At 71.2% G+C, this 20595-nt stretch carries 16 protein-coding genes; 9 read left to right on the top strand and 7 right to left on the bottom strand.

Going from position 1 to position 20595, the window contains the following annotated elements:
- Positions 1-14 precede the first annotated feature (14 nt).
- On the top strand, positions 15-854 hold the full coding sequence (proC, locus tag FBY23_RS25555; protein ID WP_141800710.1) for a pyrroline-5-carboxylate reductase: 840 nt from the start codon (positions 15-17) through the stop codon (positions 852-854).
- A 146-nt stretch (positions 855-1000) separates the two neighbouring features.
- Positions 1001-3436, top strand: coding sequence for a hypothetical protein (locus FBY23_RS25550; protein ID WP_141800709.1), 2436 nt, complete (start codon positions 1001-1003; stop codon positions 3434-3436).
- Between the two features lie 280 nt (positions 3437-3716).
- Here the strand turns inward: FBY23_RS25550 and FBY23_RS25545 are convergent, their stop codons facing one another.
- Positions 3717-4313, bottom strand: a complete 597-nt coding sequence (locus tag FBY23_RS25545; RefSeq protein ID WP_141800708.1) for a hypothetical protein — start codon at positions 4311-4313, stop codon at positions 3717-3719.
- Between the two features lie 173 nt (positions 4314-4486).
- Here FBY23_RS25545 and FBY23_RS25540 point away from each other — a divergent pair, with 173 nt between their 5' ends.
- A complete protein-coding gene (locus FBY23_RS25540; RefSeq protein WP_141800707.1) occupies positions 4487-4822 on the top strand; it encodes a hypothetical protein in 336 nt (111 codons plus the stop codon).
- 9 nt (positions 4823-4831) lie between these two features.
- Here the strand turns inward: FBY23_RS25540 and FBY23_RS25535 are convergent, their stop codons facing one another.
- Entirely contained in the window at positions 4832-5080 is a 249-nt protein-coding gene (locus FBY23_RS25535; RefSeq protein WP_141800706.1) for a hypothetical protein, read from the bottom strand.
- A 35-nt stretch (positions 5081-5115) separates the two neighbouring features.
- Positions 5116-6087 carry a YeiH family protein gene (locus tag FBY23_RS25530; protein WP_222117935.1) on the bottom strand — a complete coding sequence of 324 codons (972 nt, stop codon included), beginning with the start codon at positions 6085-6087 and terminating at the stop codon, positions 5116-5118.
- A gap of 131 nt (positions 6088-6218) precedes the next feature.
- Between FBY23_RS25530 and FBY23_RS25525 the strand changes: the two genes are divergently transcribed.
- Together FBY23_RS25525 and FBY23_RS25520 are read left to right on the top strand one after the other, a co-directional pair.
- On the top strand, positions 6219-7139 hold the full coding sequence (locus tag FBY23_RS25525; protein WP_141800704.1) for a LysR family transcriptional regulator: 921 nt from the start codon (positions 6219-6221) through the stop codon (positions 7137-7139).
- A gap of 14 nt (positions 7140-7153) precedes the next feature.
- A complete protein-coding gene (locus tag FBY23_RS25520; protein WP_141800703.1) occupies positions 7154-8371 on the top strand; it encodes an acetyl-CoA C-acetyltransferase in 1218 nt (405 codons plus the stop codon).
- Between the two features lie 12 nt (positions 8372-8383).
- Here FBY23_RS25520 and FBY23_RS26875 read toward each other — a convergent pair whose 3' ends face one another.
- Positions 8384-9142 (bottom strand): TetR/AcrR family transcriptional regulator, encoded by a 759-nt coding sequence (locus tag FBY23_RS26875; protein ID WP_141800702.1) that lies wholly within the window; start codon positions 9140-9142, stop codon positions 8384-8386.
- Between the two features lie 124 nt (positions 9143-9266).
- Here FBY23_RS26875 and FBY23_RS25510 point away from each other — a divergent pair, with 124 nt between their 5' ends.
- Positions 9267-11438, top strand: a complete 2172-nt coding sequence (locus FBY23_RS25510) for an MMPL family transporter (protein ID WP_141800701.1) — start codon at positions 9267-9269, stop codon at positions 11436-11438.
- Between the two features lie 53 nt (positions 11439-11491).
- On the top strand, positions 11492-12133 hold the full coding sequence (locus tag FBY23_RS25505) for a response regulator transcription factor (protein ID WP_141800700.1): 642 nt from the start codon (positions 11492-11494) through the stop codon (positions 12131-12133).
- Here the strand turns inward: FBY23_RS25505 and FBY23_RS25500 are convergent.
- Complete coding sequence (locus FBY23_RS25500) at positions 12118-14280, bottom strand: ATP-binding protein (protein WP_141800699.1); 2163 nt, start codon at positions 14278-14280, stop codon at positions 12118-12120. The two genes, FBY23_RS25505 and FBY23_RS25500, sit on opposite strands and share 16 nt — an antisense overlap.
- 259 nt (positions 14281-14539) lie before the next feature.
- On the opposite strand from FBY23_RS25500, the gene FBY23_RS25495 reads away from it, so the two are divergent.
- Complete coding sequence (locus FBY23_RS25495; RefSeq protein ID WP_141800698.1) at positions 14540-16357, top strand: serine/threonine-protein kinase; 1818 nt, start codon at positions 14540-14542, stop codon at positions 16355-16357.
- A gap of 25 nt (positions 16358-16382) precedes the next feature.
- Here the strand turns inward: FBY23_RS25495 and FBY23_RS25490 are convergent, their stop codons facing one another.
- Positions 16383-17135 (bottom strand): ABC transporter permease, encoded by a 753-nt coding sequence (locus FBY23_RS25490; RefSeq protein WP_141800697.1) that lies wholly within the window; start codon positions 17133-17135, stop codon positions 16383-16385.
- Complete coding sequence (locus FBY23_RS25485) at positions 17132-18151, bottom strand: ATP-binding cassette domain-containing protein (RefSeq protein ID WP_141800696.1); 1020 nt, start codon at positions 18149-18151, stop codon at positions 17132-17134. Before FBY23_RS25485 ends, FBY23_RS25490 begins: the two co-directional genes overlap by 4 nt.
- A 285-nt stretch (positions 18152-18436) precedes the next feature.
- Here FBY23_RS25485 and FBY23_RS25480 point away from each other — a divergent pair, with 285 nt between their 5' ends.
- Positions 18437-20581 carry an Ig-like domain repeat protein gene (locus tag FBY23_RS25480; protein ID WP_160158376.1) on the top strand — a complete coding sequence of 715 codons (2145 nt, stop codon included), beginning with the start codon at positions 18437-18439 and terminating at the stop codon, positions 20579-20581.
- Positions 20582-20595 lie beyond the last annotated feature (14 nt).

Genomic DNA, 20595 nt, shown 5'->3' with positions numbered 1-20595 from the left:
GGCATGATCGCGGCATGAGCACGACGATCGCGTTCCTCGGCTGCGGCTCGATGAGCGAGGCCATCATGGCCGGGCTCCTGAGGAGCGGCTTCCCGGCGGGCCAGGTCCGCGCGACCGTCCGTACGACGGCCCGCGCGGCCTGGCTCGCCGACACCTACGGCGTCACCGCGACCGCCACCGAGGACGCCGACGCCAACGTCCGTGCAGCGACCGGGGCCGGGCTCGTCGTGCTCGGGGTGAAGCCGGGGCTGGTCCGGGAGGTGGCGGTCGAGATCGCGCCGGTGCTGGCGCCGGACACGGTGGTGGTGAGCGTGGCGGGCGCCGTACCGCTGGCGAGCATCGAGGCGGTCCTGCCCGGCGGACAGCCGGTGGTCCGGTCGATGCCGAACACCCCCGCCCGGGTGGGGTACGGCGTCACGGCGCTCGTCGCCGGCGCCCACGCCACACCGCCCCACCTGCAGGCGGTCAAGGACGTCTTCGCCACCGTCGGGCTCGTGGTCGAGGTCGACGAGGACCAGATCGACGCCGTGGGGGCGGTGAGCGGGTCGGGGCCGGCGTACGTGTTCTACCTGGCCGAGGCGATGGCCGGGGCGGGGGGGCGGCTCGGCCTGCCCGCCGACCTGGCCCGCACCCTCGCTGCCCACACCGTCGCCGGGGCGGGCCGGCTGCTCGACGACCCGGACGCCGATCCGGCCGCGCTGCGGCGCGCGGTCAGCAGCCCGAACGGCAGCACAGAGCGGGCGATCGCGGCGTTCGAGGAGCGCGGGATGCGCGACATCGTGGCCGCCGGCACGGCGGCCGCGGAGGCGCGGGCGAAGGAGATCACCCGCGAGCTGGTCTTGCTGGACCTCTGAGGTGCTGCGAAGAAGGCGTATTGTCACGCGCGCGTCGTCCCGGGCGAACCGACAGCGAGCGTGGTACCGATTTCCACCGACGTCGACCGGCGGCCGGGCTACTCTGCCGGTCCAGTTGCAGCGCCAAGCAGAGGCGGAGGAATGTCGTGACCAAGCCCTCAGAACTCGATGACGACCAGTGGCAGAGTGTTATGGAAGGTCTGCTGCTAGCTCAGTACTCGCTCGTCCTGGGTGCAGGCGCGAGCATGGGCTCGACCAATGCGGCTGGACATGAGCTGCCGACGGGAAACGGCCTTCGCGACGAGTTGCTTGCGGAGTACGACATTCCGGACGACGGCGCCGGGAACTTGCGACTCGTCTACGACCTGGCTGCCACGATCGCCCAGAATAGTGGAGGCACGGCACCCAAGGACTTCATCTGCCCGAGGTTCACTCACTGTACTGTTCCCGATTGGTACGCCGACCTCGTGGCAGTTCCGTGGCGGATGATATGGAACCTCAACATCGACGACGTGGCGACGCGAGCATTCCAGGACAGGTACAAGTCGCGCGCCAAGCAGCAACTTTCTTCTCTGTCCTGGCGCGACCCGTGGAATGCAACGCGCAACCCCATGGACCGCGTCTCGATGGTTCATCTCCACGGTGACTCGCTTAGCCGGGACCTGGTGTTTGGGTCACTCGAGTACCTCGCGGCGGCGAAGGAAGGCGGGGCAGCTCACAAGATCTTCTGGGATGAATGGTCGTCGGGCGTGCCCGTAGTAGCAGTCGGTGCATCGTTGGACGATGAACTCGACCTTGCCGCACCACTCTTGAGCAGAGTCGACAGCGAGCGTCCCCGTCTCGTCGTTAAGCCGTCATTCACCGAATACGAGGAGTTTCGTTTCAAGCAATCAGGCATCATTGCGGTGCGGATGAAGGCAGAGGAGTTCTTTCGCTCGGTCGCCGACGATACCGAGGCTGCTCTCGCGCGGATCGGTGAGGACCAAGCGATCGAGTCCACGGGCGGAATAAATCCGCTGGCGATGGCTTTCTACAGGGAGTTTCGCTCGCCAACCTACCGCGCTGATCGGTGGCATGACATCTATGACGGCGACGAGCCCACATGGCAAGACCTGCGCGACAATCTTCCCTTCGAGAGGACCTTGGTCGAACGCCTGAGTCCGAGCGAGCCCTTCCGCCCCAAGGGCCTCAACGTCTTGGCGTTCCACGGTGAGCTCAGTGGCACCACCACTGCAGAGATGTCGTACCTGCATGAGGTCGAAAATGCTGGAGTCGGGATCCTTGAACACAACGGAGACGTCACTCTCAACGCGAAGGCCATCCACTGGATGGCGAAGGTCGGGATGAGAAAGGTTCTCCGCGTCGAGCGGTTGGTCGAGTTCGTCGACGCTGTCTCCGAGTTGGAGGCACTTTGTGCCCGTTCGGGCGTGGCGATCACCTTGGTGACGAGCGTGCGGACAGCTCGACTCCCCCAGCTCAAGCTCCGGCTCGGGGATTCGCTGATCGCGGCGCACGTCGTCGACGACCTCGAAGGCGATGAGGTTGGCCGACTGCTCGCCAAGCTCGACTCGAAGAAGCGGCTCAACGTACTGGCCGGGATGCCGCGTGCTGAGCAGGTGAAGTACCTTCAGCGGAGGCATCGGTCGTCGCTGGTGGACGGGTTGGCAGCGATCACTCGCGGGAGGTCATTCGCTGCGCGCTATGAGGAGGCGTACGCGGACGTCACCGACCCGGTTGAGATTCAGGTCCTCAGGCTGCTCCTAACGGCGAGCGAGGTTCGGCATGAGATCCCGATGGGGGTCCTTGCGCGTGCGGTGGACGCTGACTTCCGGACGCTGAACGAGGTGCTTTCCTCCGAGCGCCTCTCCCGTCTTGCGCAGGTGACTGCCGCGAGGGTCTCGGTCCGGCACATGGGTCTCGCTGCAGAGGCGGCGAAGCGCACACTCTCCGTTGAAGACCGGCGTGCCGCCACGACGGCGTTGGCTCGCGCGCTGGGTCCCTATGTGCAGCCCATGGCGATCACCCTGCGCACGCGCGAGGTGACATTTGTGGCGCGGCTCATGGATGCCCGCAGGATCGTTGAGGCCTTCGGCTCGGAGACGGCCGCCGAGTTCTACGACGACCTCGAAGCCGACTTCCAGTGGAACTCCAGATTCTGGGAGCAACGGGCTCTGGCGGAGCTGGAATCAGAGGCTCCGCGGTGGTCCCGTGCGGAAGCGTGGGCGCGCGAGGCTGTTCGTAGGCACGAGGACGGCTTGAGCCTGAACACGTTGGCTACAGTGTTGCTGCGGGGAGCTGTCGTCACCGGCACCCTTGACGAGGACGCGTTCTTCGAAGGACTGGACACGGTCGACGCCGCCCGCGTGCAAACCGCCGACCGGGTGACCGAGCACCCCTACATCACCGCGCTCCACTACTTGCGAAGGGGACGGGCCGTGGCGCGAGACGAGGCGCAGCGACGTCGTATCGACGCCGTGTTCAACTTCTGGCGTGTTGAGGTGGAGCGGTCGGCGGCGTGGTCTCACGCCGGGATGCGCCTCGACATGGAGCGCGCGATCTCGGAGTACGTCAACGGGATGTAGGTGGTCGACGCATTTGTCGAACGCCTGAGGACTCAGCGCGACTGCACCAGCAACGCGTGCAGCTTCAACGCGAGGTGCAGCGAGGTCGAGCGCCAGCCGTCGTCGAGCGCGTCGGCGCCGATCAGCTCGCGGACCCGGTCGAGTCGGTATTAGAGCGTGGCGCGGTGGATGGTCAGCTGGTCGCAGGCGACGGGGACGCGGCGTCCGGAGTCGAGGTAGGCGAGCGCGGTCTGCTAGTGCTGGGGCGTGCCCTCGGAGAGCAGGGTCTCGGCCTCGGGGCTCAGCTCGACGACGGTCTGGGGCGAGGGGCTGCGGCCGTGGAGGAGGCGCCAGGAGCCGAGGTCCTCCCACGCCATCGTGCTCGCCCTCCCCGGCTGGAGCACGGAGAGCTCGGCGGCGAAACGCGCGTGGCCGAGGGCGTCCTCGAGGTCCGTGGGGCGGCAGTGGTGGCGGAGCCGCCTGAGGCGAGCTCGAGGCCGACCGCCTCGCCGGCGCGGACCAGGGTGGCCTCGAAGTCACGACTGTCGCGGGCCGAGACGTGGTTGGACACGGTGACCAGGACGTTGTCCTCGACGTGGGTGAGGAAGGCCAGGCCGAGCTGGCGGCGGGCCAGCTCGAACTGCAGGCCCTTGCCGTCGGTGGCGGTGATCCGGGTGCGGCGCTTGGGCTGCTGCAGCGCCATGACGTGCACGTGGAGGCCGGCCCGCCCGTCGAGGTAGCCGAGCTGGACGGCCTCCTGGACCGCCTCGATGGACGACGACGCCTGGGTGGCCCGGGACAGCAGGCGCTGGAGGTCCTCGACCCGGTCGCGTATGACGTGGTCGTCGGACCCGAGTAGCGGAACCAGGAGGTCGACCGCGGCGGCCGCCGTGGCCATGTCCTCGTCGGAGACCCGCGGCTCGTCGAAGAGCCACAGGCCAGCCCACCGTCGACGAGTTCAACGTCGCCGGCACTCTCCTGCAGGACTCGCTCAAGCAGATCGGGCTCACGGGCGAGCTCCAGGCCGTCACCTTCCCGCAGTACGCCCAGCGGGTCTCCAAGCAGTCGACGATGCCCGACATCGCCCTCGCGTGGGACTTCTCGTCGTACCCGGAGGCCGGTCCGCAGCTGGCCCGCGAGTACGGCTCGAAGAACGCCGGCTTCACCAACTTCACCTGGGACGCCAACCCCCAGGTCGACCAGTGGCTCGAGGAGGGCCTGAAGGAGACCGACCCGGACAAGGCGTGCGAGTCGTTCACCAAGGTGCAGAACCAGGTCCTCGCCGACCACGCGCTGCTCTACGTCGCGTACCCGTCGATCAACGTGATCTCCGACGGCCGGGTGGCGGACATCCCCTTCTCCCCGACCCAGCAGGACTTCAACGTGGGGCTGCTCCGCGTGAAGTGACCCTGCAGGTCACCGCCCGTGGTGGTGGGCCCGGCCGAGGCTCCGGGCCCCCACCACGTGGCCGCCGAGGTAGCCGGCGACGGCCGCGCCGAGCGCAGCGGTGACGTGCAGGGCGACCGGCAGGACCACGCCCCTGCGCCGGCGCTCCTCCTCGCGGACCGAGTCCATGGCCGTCGTCCAGTACGCAACGGCCGGGTCGACGGCGGCTGCCTTCTGGGTGAGCGTCGTCAGCGCCGTGGGAGCGAGCGAGGAGTTCATGGCCGAGCGGTACCCGGAACCGGTCGCGCGAGACGTCAGGCGATCGCCAGCACGCCGACCAGCGACACCGACGCGACGACCAGCGTCGACACCATGCCCAGCGCGAGCGTGCGGCCGCCGCTGTGCAGCAGCTTGCCGAGGTGGACGCCGGTGCCGAGCGCGAACAGCGCGGCGGCGAGCGTGATCGTCTGCAGCGTGCTGATCACGTCGAGCACCCCGGCCGGCACGATCCCGGTGGTGCGCAGCAGCACGCAGGCCAGGAAGCCGAGCACGAACAGCGGCACGATCGGGGGACGGCCGCCCGTGGCGGCGTCGGCCGGCCGGGTACGACGCCGGGTCGCGCTCACCACGGCCACGACCGGAGCGAGCAGCAGGACCCGGGTCAGCTTGACCACGACGGCCAGCGCGACCGCGGTCGCGCCGGCAGGTCCGGCAGCGGCGACGACCTGGCCGACCTCGTGCACGCTGGCGCCGGCCCAGATGCCGAGCTGGCGGTCCGAGAGGCCGAGAGGCGCCTGCAGCAGGGGGATCGCGATCATCGCGAGGGTGCCGCAGATCGTCACCATGGTGATCGCGGTCGCGACGTCGTCCTCGTCGCCGTCGGCGGTACGCTCCATGCCGGCGATCGCCGAGGCGCCGCAGATCGAGAAGCCGGTGGCGATGAGCAGGCTGCGGGCGGGCCCGACCTTCATCCTCAGGCCGAGCCACCAGGTGAGGACCAGCGTGCTGACCAGCGTCGTCACGACCAGTGCGATCACCGGAGTGCCGAGGGCGCCGATCGCGGTCAGCGACAGCGAGAACCCGAGCAGCACGACGCCGGCACGGAGCAGCTTCCTGACCGCGATCCGCAGACCCGGCTGGGTCGCGATCGGGATCAGGTCGAGGTTCGCGACCACCGCGCCGATGAGCACAGCCCAGGTCAGCACGCCCACCGACGGCAGGAGGTGGTGGCCGGCGTACGCCACGACCACCCCACCGCCCGTCAGGACCAGGCCCGGCAGCAGCACGGATCGCTGCGTACGCCGGGCGCTCGTCCTCGTAGGGACCGGAGCGGTTCTCGTGGCCATGTGCCCAACCCTCGTGGCGTGGGGCAGGCTTCGGTAGTGAGCAGCTGGGCATCACGTCATACGGAGAACGCATGAGCACCACCCGACGACCGGACCTCGACGACCTCGAGGTGCTCGCCCTCGTGGCGCGGACCGGGAGCATCGGCCAGGCCGCGCAGGAGCTGCGGCTCTCGCAGCCGAGCGTGTCGCGGCGGATGCTCGCGCTCGAACGCCGGCTCGGCGTGACCTTGCTGCGCCGCACCAAGCAGGGCACGACGCTGACCCCGCACGGCAGGCTGGTCGTCGACTGGGCCGGTGAGCTGCTCGATGCCGCCGAGCGGTTCACCCGGTCCGTCGCCACGCTGCGCGCCGAGGGCGAGCTGGTCGTCCGCGCGGCCGTGTCGATGACCATCGCCGAGCACTACGCACCGGCCTGGCTGGCGCGGTTGCACGCCGGAGCGCCCGACCTGCAGGTCTCGCTGAGCGTCGCCAACTCCACCGAGGTCGAGCGACTGGTCCGCACCGGCGCGGCCGAGCTGGGGTTCGTCGAGGTGCCGACGGTGCCCGACGGGCTGCGCCACCAGCAGGTCGGCGCCGACCGGCTCGTGGTCGCCGTCGCACCCGGTCACCCGTGGGCCGACCGGACCGAGCCGGTCGGTGCGGCCGAGCTCGCCGTCGGGGGCGTCCTGGTGCGCGAGGAGGGCTCCGGCACCCGGGTCACCCTGGAGGAGGCACTGGAGCGTGAGGGCCACACCCTGGTCCCGGGTCTCGTGATGGCGTCCAACAACGGCCTCACCCACGCGGCCATCGCCGGGATGGGCCCGGTCGCGCTGTCGGAGCGGGCGCTCGAGGCCGACCTCGAGCTCGGCGAGCTGCGCGCCGTACCGCTCGACGGGGTCTTCCTGCTGCGCCCGCTCACCGCGATCTGGTCGGCCGAGGCGAGACTGTCGGCCGCCGCCGTACGCTTGCTCGAGAGCGCCGATCAGGCTTTCGCCCGGCCGCACCACCCCTGACCCGAGGAGTCGTCATGCCCGAAGCCGTCATCGTCTCGACCGCCCGCTCGCCGATCGGCCGTGCCGGCAAGGGCTCGCTGAAGGACATGCGTCCCGACGAGCTGGCCGTGCAGATGGTGCAGGCCGCGCTGGCGAAGGTGCCCGGCCTGGACCCGGCCGAGATCACCGACCTGATCCTCGGTGTGGGCCAGCCGGCCGGTGAGGCGGGCAACAACCTGGGCCGCGCGGTCGCCGTGCTGTCCGGGATGGACCGCCTGCCCGGCGTGACGGTCAACCGCTACTGCTCGTCGTCGCTGCAGACCACCCGGATGGCGTTCCACGCGATCAAGGCCGGCGAGGGCGACGCGTTCATCTCCGCCGGCGTGGAGACCGTGAGCCGGTTCTTCAACGGCTGGTCGGACAACCCCGAGGGCCAGAACCCCGCGTTCGCCGACGCGCAGGCGGTGACCGACAAGCGGGCCCAGGGCGGCGCGGAGACGTGGGTCGACCCGCGCACCTCCGGTGAGCTGCCGGACCTCTACATCGCGATGGGCCAGACCGCCGAGAACGTCGCGCAGGTCCTCGGCATGTCGCGCGAGGAGCAGGACGTGTTCGCGGTCCGCAGCCAGAACCTCACCGAGCAGCGGATCGGTGAGGGCTTCTGGGCCCGCGAGATCACCCCGGTCACCCTGCCCGACGGCACGACCGTCACCGCGGACGACGGCCCCCGTGCCGGTACGACGCTGGAGGCGGTCTCCGGTCTCAAGCCGGTGTTCCGCCCCGACGGGACGGTGACGGCGGGCAATGCATGCCCGCTCAACGACGGCGCCGCGGCGCTGGTGATCATGTCCGACACCCGTGCCAAGGAGCTGGGCCTGACCCCGCTCGCGCGGATCGTGTCGACCGCGGTGACCGGACTCTCGCCCGAGATCATGGGCCTCGGCCCGGTCGAGGCGATCCCCGCCGCGCTGAAGAACGCCGGCATGTCGTTGGGTGACATCGACCTGTTCGAGATCAACGAGGCGTTCGCGGTGCAGTCGCTGGGATCGGCGCAGCAGCTCGGGATCGACGTCGACAAGCTCAACGTCAACGGTGGTGCGATCGCGGTCGGTCACCCGTTCGGCATGACGGGAGCGCGGATCACCGCGACGCTGATCAACTCGCTGCAGTGGCACGACAAGCAGTTCGGTGTCGAGTCGATGTGCGTGGGTGGTGGCCAGGGCATGGCCATGGTCCTCGAGCGGCTCAGCTGAGTCACTCCCCGGTCAGGCGCGGGCGAGCTCCTCGTCGAGGATCGTGGTGATCCGGTCGCGCTCGTGGCGCAGCCCGAGGGGCTCGAGCCAGTCGAGCAGGGTGGCGCGGAAGAGCTGCCCGGACTCGATGACCCGCGGGTCGCAGTGGCCGGTCGACTCGAGCGTGACGACGCCGTACAGCGCCGACCACGCCCGCATGTAGATCCACAGCAGGCCACGTTCCTCGGGCGGGATGTGGTCGGCCTTGGCCGGGATCAGCGGGTCGAGCACGGCGTCGCGGATGACCGGGTCGAGGTCGTCGAGGGCCGGGTACGGGAACTGGTAGAGCTCCCAGATCTGCCACAGCAGGTCGGTGAAGTAGTGGCCCGACGTCGACAGGGTGAGCAGGTCGCGGCGATCGGTGTCGGCCTCGGCGACCGGGTTGGCGAACACGAGGGCGAACTCCCGCGGCTTCGCCAGCGCCCACTGCCGGAAGCGCGCACAGGCCACGGCCAGGCGTGCGGCCGGGTCGTCCTCCGGGAACCGGGCGGCGGCCTCGGCCCATTCGGCAGTCGCCGCCTTGTCGAGCTCGAAGGCGACGAGGTCGACGAGCTGCTGATAGCTCGCGACGTACCTGTACAGCGCTGGTGCGGTCATCCCCATCCCCGCGGCGACCGCCCGCAACGACAGGTCCGCTCCCTCGTCGAGCAGGCGGGCGGCGACCTCGACGATCTCGTCGTAGGTCGCCTCACGCTGACGTTCCCGGCGGCTGGGTGCGCGGAGGTGCGGCACAGGACTCCTCGAGATGGCCCGGATCACCGGGGTGAACACTTGACGACGAAAGTTTACACCGTTTACGGTTAACAGTGTTCACGAGACTGATAGAGGTTCACGCTGGCCTCCGGGAGGAGTCGACATGATCGAGCGATGGGGCGCCCTGGTCGTGCGCCGTGCGGTCGCGGTGCTGCTGGTCGGGCTCGGTGTGACCGCGCTCGCTGCGGTCGCGGGTGTCGGGCTGGAGGACAAGCTGTCCGCCGGTGGCTTCGACGACCCCGGCACGGAGTCGGCCCGCGAGCTCGCGCTCGAGCGCTCCACCTTCGGGAACCGCTCGATCGACGCCGTCGTGATCTTCTCCAGCGACGAGGAGGAGGCCGCGGACCCGTCGTTCCAGGCCGAGGTGCAGCGCACGGTCGCGGCCATCCCGCAGGACAGCGTGGTCTCGGTGCTCACCTGGTACGACGTCCAGGACCCGGCCATGGTCAGCAAGGACGGTCACGCGACCGCGGTCTACGTCTCCCTCGCCGGGGACAGCCAGAACGACTTCATCGACTCCTTCGACGAGATGCGCCCGGCCGTCGAGAAGAGCTCGCTGCACACCGAGCTCGCCGGCCCGTACGCCGTCTACACCGACGTCAACGAGGAGACGAAGTCCGACCTGCTCCGCGCCGAGCTGGTGTCGATGCCGATCGTGCTGATCCTGTCGCTCATCATCTTCCGCAGCGTCGTCGCGGCCCTGATGCCGCTCCTGGTCGGCCTGGTCGCGGTCCTCGGTGCCCGGGCGACGATCGCCGGTCTCAACCACCTGGTCGACGTGTCGATCTTCGCGCCCAACATCATCACCCTGCTCGGGCTCGGCCTGGCGATCGACTACGCCCTCTTCGTGGTCTCCCGGTTCCGCGAGGAGATCGCCCGCGACCCCGACGACACCCGCGGAGCCGTGGTGCGCACCATGGCCACCGCCGGTCGCACCGTCGCGTTCTCGGCCCTGACCGTCGCCGCGGCGATGAGCTCGCTGCTGGTGTTCCCGCAGACGTTCCTCAAGTCGATCGGGTACGGCGGCATCGCGGCCGTGCTGATCGCGATGGTGGCCGCGCTCACCGTGCTGCCCGCGGTGCTGGCGCTGCTCGGCACCCGGATCGACGCGATCCGGATCCCGTTCCTGCAGCGGGCGACGCCGGTCGAGACCGGCCACGGCGCTTGGGCCCGGCTGGCCCGCGCCGTGATGCGGCGTCCGGTCGTCGTCGCCACCGCCGTCGTGGTGGTCCTGCTCGCCGTGGCCTCGCCCTTCCTCGGCGTGAAGTGGGGCAGCGTCGACTACCGCGTGCTGCCCTCGGACACCCCGTCCCACCTGGCCTCCGAACGCCTCAACAGCGACTTCGGCCCGGAGCGCTCGACCGCCAACATCTTGGTGAGCGGTGCCGACGAGGCAGGCATGGCGTCGTACACGCAGGCCCTGGAGCCGGTCGACGGGGTCGTCGACGTCCGGCCGGTGGCGAGCGAGGGCGAGACCACGCTGCTGCGCGCCGCGTGGGAGGGCAACAGCCAGACCGACCACTCCCAGCAGGTGGTCCGCGACCTGCGCGCCGTGGCCGCGCCGGACGGGTCCGAGGCCCTCGTCGGCGGCCTGACCGCCGACACCGTCGACCTCGCGGGCTCGGTCGGCGACCACCTGCCGCTGATGGGACTGATCGTCGTCGGCGTGATGCTGGTGCTGCTGTTCCTGGCGTTCGGCTCGGTGGTGCTGCCGCTGAAGGCGGTGCTGATGAACGGCTTCTCGATCACCGCCTCGTTCGGCGTGGTGACGTGGATCTTCAGCGACGGCCACCTCGCCGACCTGCTCGGCTTCACGCCCCAGGGCTTCCTCGACCTCACCAACCCGATCGTGATGCTCGCGGTGCTGTTCGGCCTGTCGATGGACTACGAGGTGTTCCTCCTCTCCCGGGTCCGCGAGCAGTGGGACGCGACCGGCGACAACGACCTCGCCGTCCAGACCGGCGTGCAGAAGACCGGCCGGATCATCACCAGCGCCGCGCTCCTGCTCGCCGTCGTGATCGGTGCGTTCAGCCTCAGCGGCGTCGTGTTCATGAAGATGCTCGGCCTCGGCATGCTGGTCGCGATCCTGGTCGACGCGACCGTCGTGCGCGCGCTGCTGGTCCCGGCCACCATGAAGCTCCTCGGCCGCTGGAACTGGTGGGCGCCGGCCCCGCTCGCCCGCTGGTGGGAGCGGCACGGGTTCCGCGAGGGCGGCGACGTACCGCCCACCTCGACGGACCGGGTGCTGGTCCAGGGAGGGCATCGGCATACGTAAAGTACGTCGCATTCCGGACCCGTCGTGCCGGACCCCTGCGGATAATCGCCACCGTGAGCCGGGGGATGATCCGGGTGGGTGCCATCGACAACCACCCCGTGGTGCTGCTGGGGCTCGGCGCCGCGTTCGCCGAGACCGCCCCCGACATGGGCCTCGTGGCGATCGCGGGCTCGGCCGAGGAGCTGCTGGCGCGGGCGCCCGACGGGCTCGACGTCGTCCTGCTCGACATGCGGATCCCCGGGCAGCCACCGGCTGACGAGACGGTGGCGACCCTGGTCGCGCACGGGCTGGTCGTGGTGCTGTTCACCGCCGAGGAGCGACCGGTGCCCGTACGCCGCGCGATCGACGCCGGCGCCGCGGGCCTGATCCTCAAGGTCGACCCGGTCGAGTCGATCGCCCAGTCGATCCGCGACGCCGTCGCGGGCGAGCTGGCCTGCTCGAGCCAGCTCGCGACGATGCTGCTGTCCGACGAGGACGTCGGTGCCCGGCTCTCGCCGCGCCAGATCGAGATCCTCCGCGCGGTCAGCGCCGGCCTGCCCTACCGCCTCGTCGCCCGCCAGCTCGGGATCGGCGAGGTCACCGTCCGCGAGCACCTCGCCCGCGCCGCCCGGGCCTACCGCGAGGGCGGCGTCGAGACGGGCAACGTGCACGGCCTGATCAGCCGGGCAAGGGCTGACGGTCACCTCGAGGGCTGAGCCTGCCCCTCGACCTCGACCTCGACCTCGAGCTCGCCGGGCGGCCCGGTGAGCAGCGTCGCGTCGGGGTCGAAGGTCGCGACCCAGGTCCGCGGAAGTGCGGCGGTGACGGCATCGGCGGCGGCCGCCGCAACCGCGGGGACGACGACCAGGCTGGTCTGCAGGGCGGTCCCGGACAGCGTCACCCGGCCGGCGGCGACGGCCCGTAGCACCGCGACCGCGCTGGCCAGGGTCGCGCTCGCGGCCAGGTCCTGGTGGAGGGTGACGACGACCTGCGCACCGGTACGGCGCAGCTGGTGCAGCTCCTCGCGCAGGGCCAGGTGACCGGGGCCGGGCAGGTAGAGGCAGTCGCGCACGGAGTGGGCCAGCACGGCGGCGCCGGCGGCGGTCTCGGTGCAGGCCGGCTTCGCGAGCGTGCGCTCGACCTCGGGCAGCAGTGGGCCGAGGAGCCCGCGGGCGGCGCTGCCGCGATCCCCGGCGGGTGCGGCGCTGATGCCCGCGAGGACGAGCCCGGCCCGGCGACACACGCCGATGATCACGGCGACGAAGAAGGTGTTGAGCGGCTGGACGAAGAGCAGGTGCGGGAGTTCGGCGACCGGCAGGCTCGCCTGCAGGGCGACCACGGTGATCGCGACGCCGTTCGGCACGAGGAGCAGGGCCACCACCCGCAGCGAGGCGGTCCACGCGAGGACCATGGCGGGCAGCGCGGTGAACTCGACGATCCACGACTCCAGCCCGCCGAGACCGCCGACCGACACCGTGGGCAGGACCAGGGCGAGTACGGCGGCGGGCGCCAGGCCGCCCACGACGAGGGTCCCGGCCGAGACCGGTCCGCGGTCGATGCGCTGGGCGAGTCCGGCGACCAGGACCGCGACGACGGCGGCGCCGGCCCAGGTGGCGGGCTGACGAACGCCGTCGACGGCGAGCAGCAGCCCGGACACGGCGTACCCCGCCACGAGGATCCCGCACACCCGCAGCGCCGTCCTCCCGGGCCGGCCGACGGCGGCGCGGGCGAACGTGTCGGTATCGGGGGAGAGGCCGAGGAGGCGGGCGACCCGGTGGGCCCGCCAGCCGAGGGTGACGACCGTGCCCGCTCCCGGCGTGCTCGTGACCAGGGCGGTGCCGCCAGCGGCCTCGACCCGCCCGGTGACCGCCACCCGCAGTCCGACGCCCGGCGTCACCACGAAGCCGACGCCGTCGTCCTCCACCGTGAGCCGGACCCGGCCCGGGCGCTGGGTGAGCGTGATCGTCGCCCGGTGCTCGCCGCTGTGCCGGGCCACGTTGCGCAGGGCCTCCCGGACGGCGCCGACGAGCGCGTCGCGCACATCGTCCGGTACGGCGGTCCGCCGGCCCCGCACCACCAGGAGCACGTCGAGCCCGCTGCTGTCCGCGACCGTCCGCACCTGCGCGACCAGCTGCGCCCGGGACCAGGTCGGCGCCTGCGTCGTGAGCCCGTCCAGTGCGGCGGCCGCCGCAGCCAGGGTCGGCTCGGCGCGGGGCAGGCTCGCGACCGACAGCAGCGCCGGCACCAGGTCGTCGTGCACGAACGCCGTCGCCTCGACCTCGGCGCGGTCGTCCTCGGCCGCCAGCCGAGCACCCTCCGCGCGCAGCGCCTCCTCGGCCCGCGCCGACGTACGCCGCATCAGGCCGACCAGCACGAACACCGCGAGCACGGTGCCGGTGATGAACGCGGCCTCCTGGACGCCGTAGTGCAGTGCCGTGGCGGTGCCGCCGGTCTCCCAGCGCAGCAGGACGTACAGGCCCGCCACAGCGAGGATCGTCGCGGCCGGCAGCCGCGCCGCCAGCACGAGCAGCATCGGCTCGACGAGGTGGATGATCGGCGAGTCCGCCGCGCCCGCCGGCGGCGTCGTCCCTTGGTGCAGCAGCGCTCCGGCGACCATCGCGAGCGTGCACAGCAGCACGTCGACGCGCCCGGGGCGTCCCAGCACGCAACGCACGCCGGCGGTGCCGACGCAGCCGACCACCGCCAGGGAGAGCAGCAGGTCGCGGGCGTCGTACGACGTGCGCTCGGTCAGCGCCGCGCCGAAGACCGTGGTCTTGGCGAGGATCACCACGCCGACGGCGATGTGGAGTCCGCGTTCGACGGACGCTGCGAAGTCGCGCGTCGGCCGCGTGGTCTCTTCCACCCGTCGATGCTAGGAGTGCGGGCGCCGGGCCGCAGTGGATCGCCGGCGGCCGCTGTCCTCCATTCCGCTGGTTCCGCCACGCCCGGAGGAGCCGGGAGAATCGTCTCCGGGTCGCACCGTGGGGGAGCGGCCCGGTCACGAGGAGCCGCGGCGCTCCGTCCCGCTCCGGTCCGTGTCTCTCGGGCAGCTGGGGGGTTGGTCGGTCCGGTGGGCAGCGCCGCGCTCCTCGTCGTCGCCCCTGTCCGGTAGAACAGAGGGTGTGTCCACGTACTCCGGCCCCGGTGACCCGGGCGCGCCCGCGGCCGTCGGGGCCCGGATCGGGCGGTTCCGGATCCTCGAGCAGCTCGGCCAGGGCGGCATGGGTGTCGTCTACCGGGCGATGGAGGAGAACCTCGGCCGCGAGGTGGCGCTGAAGGTCATCGCGCCGCTCTTCGCTCACGACCCCGAGTTCCGCGAGCGGTTCACCCGCGAGGCACGGGCGCAGGCGTCGCTCGAGTCGGCCCACGTGGTGGCGGTCTACGCCCACGGGGAGGAGGACGGGTACCTCTACATCGCCAGCCAGCTGATCCCCGGCGGCGACCTCGGACAGATGATCCGCAGCCAGGGCGTGCCGTCGCTGGTGGAGGCGCTCGAGATCATCGAGCAGGTCACCAGCGGGCTCGCCGACGCCCATGACGCGGGGCTGGTGCACCGCGACATCAAGCCCGGCAACGTGCTGGTACGCCGACGGCCCGGCTCGGTGCGCGCCTACCTCGCCGACTTCGGCATCGCGCGCCGGATGAACGCCGACGCGACCCGCTTCAGCTCGTCGACGGCAGGTACGCCGTCCTACATGGCACCCGAGCTGCACGGAGGCGCGCGGGCCAGCGCGGTCAGCGACCTCTACGCCCTGGGCTGCCTGCTGTGGGTGACCCTGACCGGGCGGCCGCCGTACCGCGGGGACTCGGAGTACCAGCTGATCGCCGCGCACGTGCGCGACCCGGTCCCGCAGCTGGCCGGCACCAGCCCGATGGTGAACGCCACCAACCGGATCTTGCGCACCGCAATGGCCAAGGACCCCGCCGAGCGCTACCAGCGGGCCGGCGAGATGAGCGCCGACCTCCAGGCCGCGCTGCGGCTGCCGGTGACGCCCGGCGCCGCGCAGCCCGAGGAGAGGGGCGCCACCGCGCTGCGGCCGGCGCCCCGGCCGGTCGCCCCGACCTCGCCGACCCCGCCCACGCCGGCTCCGACGCCCGCTCCGGCGACCACGATGCCGCCGCCTCCGCCGCCCGCTCCCACGCCACTGCCGTTCGCGGCTGCTGCGTCACCATCCCGGCGTACCGGCCCCGGCGTGCGGACCTGGATCCTGCTCACCGTGCTCGCCGTCCTCGTCGCGGCCGGGATCGGCGTCGCCGTGGCCCTGCTGACCCGCGACGGCGGCACCGGCGGCAGCGACGACGGCTTCCTCGACCAGCCTGCCAAGGACATCGTCCGCGCGTCGGAGAAGGACATGGCGGTCGTCGAGACCGCCCGGATTCGCGGCGAGTTCGCCGACGGCGAGGACACGGTCGAGGTCGACGTCGTCTCCACCACCCGGGGCGACTGCAAGGGCAAGCTGACCTCGACCACGTCCGGTGGCAGCGCCGACGTCCTGCACGTCGGCGACACCACCTGGCTGCGCGCGGACGCCAAGTTCTGGGACGGCGTGGTCGGCGCGGGCACGGCGGCCTTCGTGCTGCCGCTCATCGGCGACAAGTGGGTCGTCGACGACTCCATGGCCGACAGCACCGAGGCCTTCTGCGATCTCGACGAGCTGCTCGAGCGCGACGGCCGGGAGGACGCGGTCGCCAAGAACCTCGGCACCACCACGGTCGGCGGTGAGAAGGGTGTCAGGATCGAGCAGACCGAGGGCACCGAGCGGGAGGTGCTCACCATCCGGGTCGCCGAGCCGCACTACGTGCTGCGCATCGACGAGTCCGAGGTCGACCACTTCGAGTTCTCCGAGATCGACAAGGACGCGACCATCGAGGCGCCCGACCCCGACCTGATCCTCGACCTCGACAAGCTGCTGGCCAGCCTGCCGGGCGGCACGGGCTGATCCGGGCCCGCGCCCCCGGCGTAGGTCAGGCGTTCTCCTTCTTGAACACCGAGGTGCCCCACCACACGGCGAGACCGAACAGCACGACCGTCCAGCCGACACCCCACAGCATCGAGGCGTCGAAGTCCCCGAAGAATGCGGCCCGGACGGCGTCGACGACGTGACGGATCGGCATGAAGTCGCTGAGCCGCTCCAGCCAGCCGGCGCCGAAGCTCATCGGGAGCAGGATGCCGCTGAGCAGCAGCACCGGCATCATCACGACGTTGATGACCGGCGCCATCACGTCCTCGCTCTTGGTGGTCAGTGCGAGGGCGTTGGACGCGGCGGCGCACGCGCCGCCGAGCATCAGGGTGAGGACGACGCCGACGACGATGCCGCCGAACGACGCGTCCATGCCCATGATCAGACCCAGCCCGACCAGGATCACGGCCTGCACGAACAGCTGGAGCAGGTCGCGGTAGAGGCGGCCGAACAGCAGCGCCGAGCGGTGGGCGGGGGTGACCCGCTCCGCCTCGATGACGCCCTCGCGCCACTCGCCGATCAGCGAGAAGCCGGCGAAGAACGCCCCGAAGATGCCGAGCTGGACGAGCATGCCGGGCACGAACCAGGTGTACTTGTTGCCGCCGAGCTGGGCGATGACCGGCTCGAGCAGTGGCCCGAACAGCAGCAGGTAGAGGACGGGCTGCAGCATGCCGATGATGACCCACGCCGGGTTGCGCAGGTTCATCCGCAGCTGGCGGTTGAAGACGATCCAGGACTCGCGGAAGAAGGTGTTCACGCCCGGGCTCCTTCGGTGGTTGCGTCGGCAGCGGTCGCGTCCTTCGCCTCAGCCGCGGCCTCGGCGTCGCGCAGCGAGCGGCCGGTGAGGGTGAGGAAGACGTCGTCGAGGGTGGGGCGCACGACCTCGATCGACTCGAGTCCGACGCCGGAGTTCTCGAGGTCGCGCAGCAGTCCGGGCACGGCCTTGCCGGCCCGGGCCACCCGGCCCCGGACGTGGTGGCCCTCGACCTCGACCTCCGCGCTGATCGAGCCGAGCTTGTCGCGCGCGACGGCGACCTGCTCGTCGGTGCTGACCTCGAGGTCGACCAGGTCGCCCGCGACGGCGGCCTTCAGGTTGTCGGCGGTGTCGCTGGCGACGATCTCGCCCTTGTCGATGATCACGATCCGGTCGGCGAGCGCGTCGGCCTCGTCGAGGTAGTGGGTCGTGAGGAACACCGTCGCGCCCTGCTGGGTCCTCAGGTCGGCGATGTGGTGCCACAGGTTGATCCGCGCCTGCGGGTCCAGGCCGGTGGTGGGCTCGTCGAGGAACACCAGCGACGGCGAGTGGATCAGGGCCATCGCGATGTCGAGGCGCCGCTTCTGCCCGCCCGACATGTTCTTCGGCATCCGCCGCCACAGCCCCTCGAGCTGCAGCTTGTCGAAGAGCTCCTGGCCCTTGGCCACGGCCGCCTTCTTCGACATCCCGTAGAGCATCCCGTGGTCGACCACCTCGTCACCGGCGTAGGCGCCGGAGAAGGTGGAGCCCACCTGGGAGCAGTAGCCGATGCTGCGTCGTACGTCGACGGCTTGGGTCGCGACGTCGAAGCCGGCCACGCTCGCCGTACCGGCCGTCGGCTTGAGCAGCGTGGTCAGCATCCGCAGCGTGGTGGTCTTGCCGGCACCGTTGGGCCCGAGGAAGCCGACGACCTCGCCCTCCGCGACGTCGAGGTCGACGCCACGCACGGCGTGGACCTCCTTCTTCTGCTTGCCCTGTCCGCTGTGGAAGGTCTGCACGAGTCCTCGTGCTTCGATCATGCCCGTCCCCTCGTAGTCAACGTTGAATAGGTGGCAAGTGTTCAAGATTGAACAAGTGGTGTCAATCGCACCGGCGCCGCTCGTGCCTCGCCACTCCCTCTCAGACCATGCCACCCACGGCGATTCATCGGCGACGGGGTTTCCGCGCGATCGCGAGGTCGGGTGCCGCTGTCCCGCACCCGCTCCAGTCGGCTCCCAGTCGATCCCCAGCGGCGCACCCCACGCTGGCCGGGACGGGTGCCACGTGTGTGTCCGTCGACGACACCAAGGAGAGACATGTCCCCCATGACTGCGCCCGCCCGGGCGCGACGTCAGCCCTCCTCGCGACGCGCGAGCGTGGCGACCACGTGCACCCGGTGGCTCGCGACGCTAGCCCTCGCCGCCGGGGCCACCCTCGCCTCCGCGCCGCAGGCCCACGCGGTGCACGCCAACTCGGCGAGCGCACTGCAGGCCTGGGGCAACAACGACTACGGCCAGACCCAGCTGCCCGCCGACCTGCGCAGCGGGCTCAAGGTCGTCGACTCGATCTCGCTCGGCGAGCACCAGGGCGTCGCGGCGACGACCGACAAGAAGCTCTACGCCTGGGGCGACAACACCCATGGCGAGGGCTCGGTGCCGGACTACCTGCAGAACCTGGGCACGATCGACGTGGCCGCCGGCGACGGCTTCAACGTCGTCCTCGGCGACGACTACAACATCCGGGTGTGGGGCAACACGCCCTACAGCCTCGACAGCGTGCCGCAGGTCATCGTCGACGGCGACGTGTCCAAGGTCGCCGCCGGCCACGACCACGCGCTCGCGCTGATGTCGACCGGCAAGGTCGCGGGCTGGGGGCGCACCGCGACTGGTGCCACCTTGCCGCCGACCTCGGTCATCCTGGGCACGATGAAGGACATCGCGGCCGGCAACGGCTTCTCGGTGGCCCTCTCGACGTCGGGGAAGGTCTATGCCTGGGGCGACAACACCTACGGCGCAGCAAAGGTGCCGTCGTCCCTCGACAACCGCAAGGTGGTCCAGATCGCCGCCGGCGAGCACCACGCCCTCGCGCTGACCGAGGACGGCGAGATCGTCGGCTGGGGCAGCAACGCCGAGGGTGCGCTCAACATCCCCGCCCTTGCGCCGGGCGACAAGTGGCTCCAGATCACCGCGGGCGACGGCTTCTCCGCCGGCACGTCGCTGCAGTCGCCGGTCGCGGGCGTGTGGGGCTCCGGGGCCACCGGGGTCCGCCAGCCGCCGGCACCGTCCGGCTCCAACGCGGTCTCGGTCGTCGCGGGCGGCGACTTCCTGGTGCAGGGCTTCCGGCGTCTCGGCGTCGCCTCCGCGCCCACGGTCACCACCCAGCCCGGCGGCGTCTTCCGGGCCGGCACCCCGATCTACGCGACGCACGCGACGTTCGGACCCGTCACCGTCACCAAGACGGGGCAGTGGCTCAAGGTGACCAACGAGGTCGTCAGCACCGTCGGCGCCGGCCTGACCTACACGCCCACCAACGCCGACATCGGCTCCACGCTGGTGTTCCGCACCAACGCGGACAGCGGCAGCTACGGCACGGCGTTCAGCGACACCCCGCAGATCCAGGTCAAGGGCCGGCTCTTCACGTCGATCTCCAAGCCTCGCATCGCCGGCAACGCGTACGTCGGCTCGACCCTCACCGCGGTCGACGTGACGACCGTGCCGGCCACCACGACGTACCGCTACGACTGGTACGCCGACGGCATCTACCGCAAGACCAGCGACGCGCGCGGCGAGTACGTCGTGCAGGGCGCCGACCGCGGCAAGCGGATCACCGTCCTGGTCTACGCCGACAAGGAGGGCTACGAGCGCATCCAGGCGGAGACCTCCGACGCCACGCCGGCGGTCTCGGACCCCCCGGAGACCCCGGGCTTCCAGGTGCAGTCGCCGCCGCGGATCACCGGCACGCCCATGGTGGGCACGACACTGACGGTCACCGCGCCGGTCGTGCTGCCGAGCCCCGGCCGCACGACGTACCAGTGGTACCGCGACGGCGTCGCGATCAGTGGGGCGACCGGAGACCGCTACGCGGCGGGGCCTGCCGATGCCGGCCGGACCCTCGACGTCGTCGCGACCCTGAGCGGCGCCGGGCGCAAGGACGCCACGAGCCGCTCGGGCTCGGTCACGGTCGCCAACGCCTCGCCCGCGATCACCTGGAAGGCCAAGCAGGTCAGCCGCTCGGGCGCCAAGGGCAAGGTGCGGGTGAGCATCTCGATCAGCGCCCCCGGCGTCCCGGCGCTCGGCGGCCAGGTCACGATCCGTGACGGCGGCAAGGTCGTCAAGACGCTCACTCTCGTGAACGGCCAGGTCTCCGGCACCGTCAAGCTCAAGCGGGGCAAGCGGAAGGTCACGGTGACCTACGACGGGACCACGGGCGTCAGCCCGGCCTCGGCGGCCACGAAGGTCCGGGTGAAGTAGGCGGTTCAGGAGGT

It is taken from the genome of Nocardioides sp. SLBN-35 (assembly GCF_006715725.1).
In the GTDB taxonomy this organism is placed as follows: domain Bacteria; phylum Actinomycetota; class Actinomycetes; order Propionibacteriales; family Nocardioidaceae; genus Nocardioides.
This window is presented reverse-complemented; position numbering and strand designations above follow the sequence as displayed.

What these genes read in the sequence shown, in the direction of transcription:
- FBY23_RS25480 (WP_160158376.1), top strand. Translation starts at nt 18,437, where the DNA reads ATGACTGCGCCCGCCCGGGCGCGACGTCAGCCCTCCTCGCGACGCGCG.
- FBY23_RS25545 (WP_141800708.1), bottom strand. Translation starts at nt 4,313, where the DNA reads ATGGCCACGGCGGCCGCCGCGGTCGACCTCCTGGTTCCGCTACTCGGG.
- FBY23_RS25485 (WP_141800696.1), bottom strand. Translation starts at nt 18,151, where the DNA reads ATGATCGAAGCACGAGGACTCGTGCAGACCTTCCACAGCGGACAGGGC.
- FBY23_RS25535 (WP_141800706.1), bottom strand. Translation starts at nt 5,080, where the DNA reads ATGAACTCCTCGCTCGCTCCCACGGCGCTGACGACGCTCACCCAGAAG.
- FBY23_RS25510 (WP_141800701.1), top strand. Translation starts at nt 9,267, where the DNA reads ATGATCGAGCGATGGGGCGCCCTGGTCGTGCGCCGTGCGGTCGCGGTG.
- FBY23_RS25520 (WP_141800703.1), top strand. Translation starts at nt 7,154, where the DNA reads ATGCCCGAAGCCGTCATCGTCTCGACCGCCCGCTCGCCGATCGGCCGT.
- proC (WP_141800710.1), top strand. Translation starts at nt 15, where the DNA reads ATGAGCACGACGATCGCGTTCCTCGGCTGCGGCTCGATGAGCGAGGCC.
- FBY23_RS25525 (WP_141800704.1), top strand. Translation starts at nt 6,219, where the DNA reads ATGAGCACCACCCGACGACCGGACCTCGACGACCTCGAGGTGCTCGCC.
- FBY23_RS25540 (WP_141800707.1), top strand. Translation starts at nt 4,487, where the DNA reads ATGCCCGACATCGCCCTCGCGTGGGACTTCTCGTCGTACCCGGAGGCC.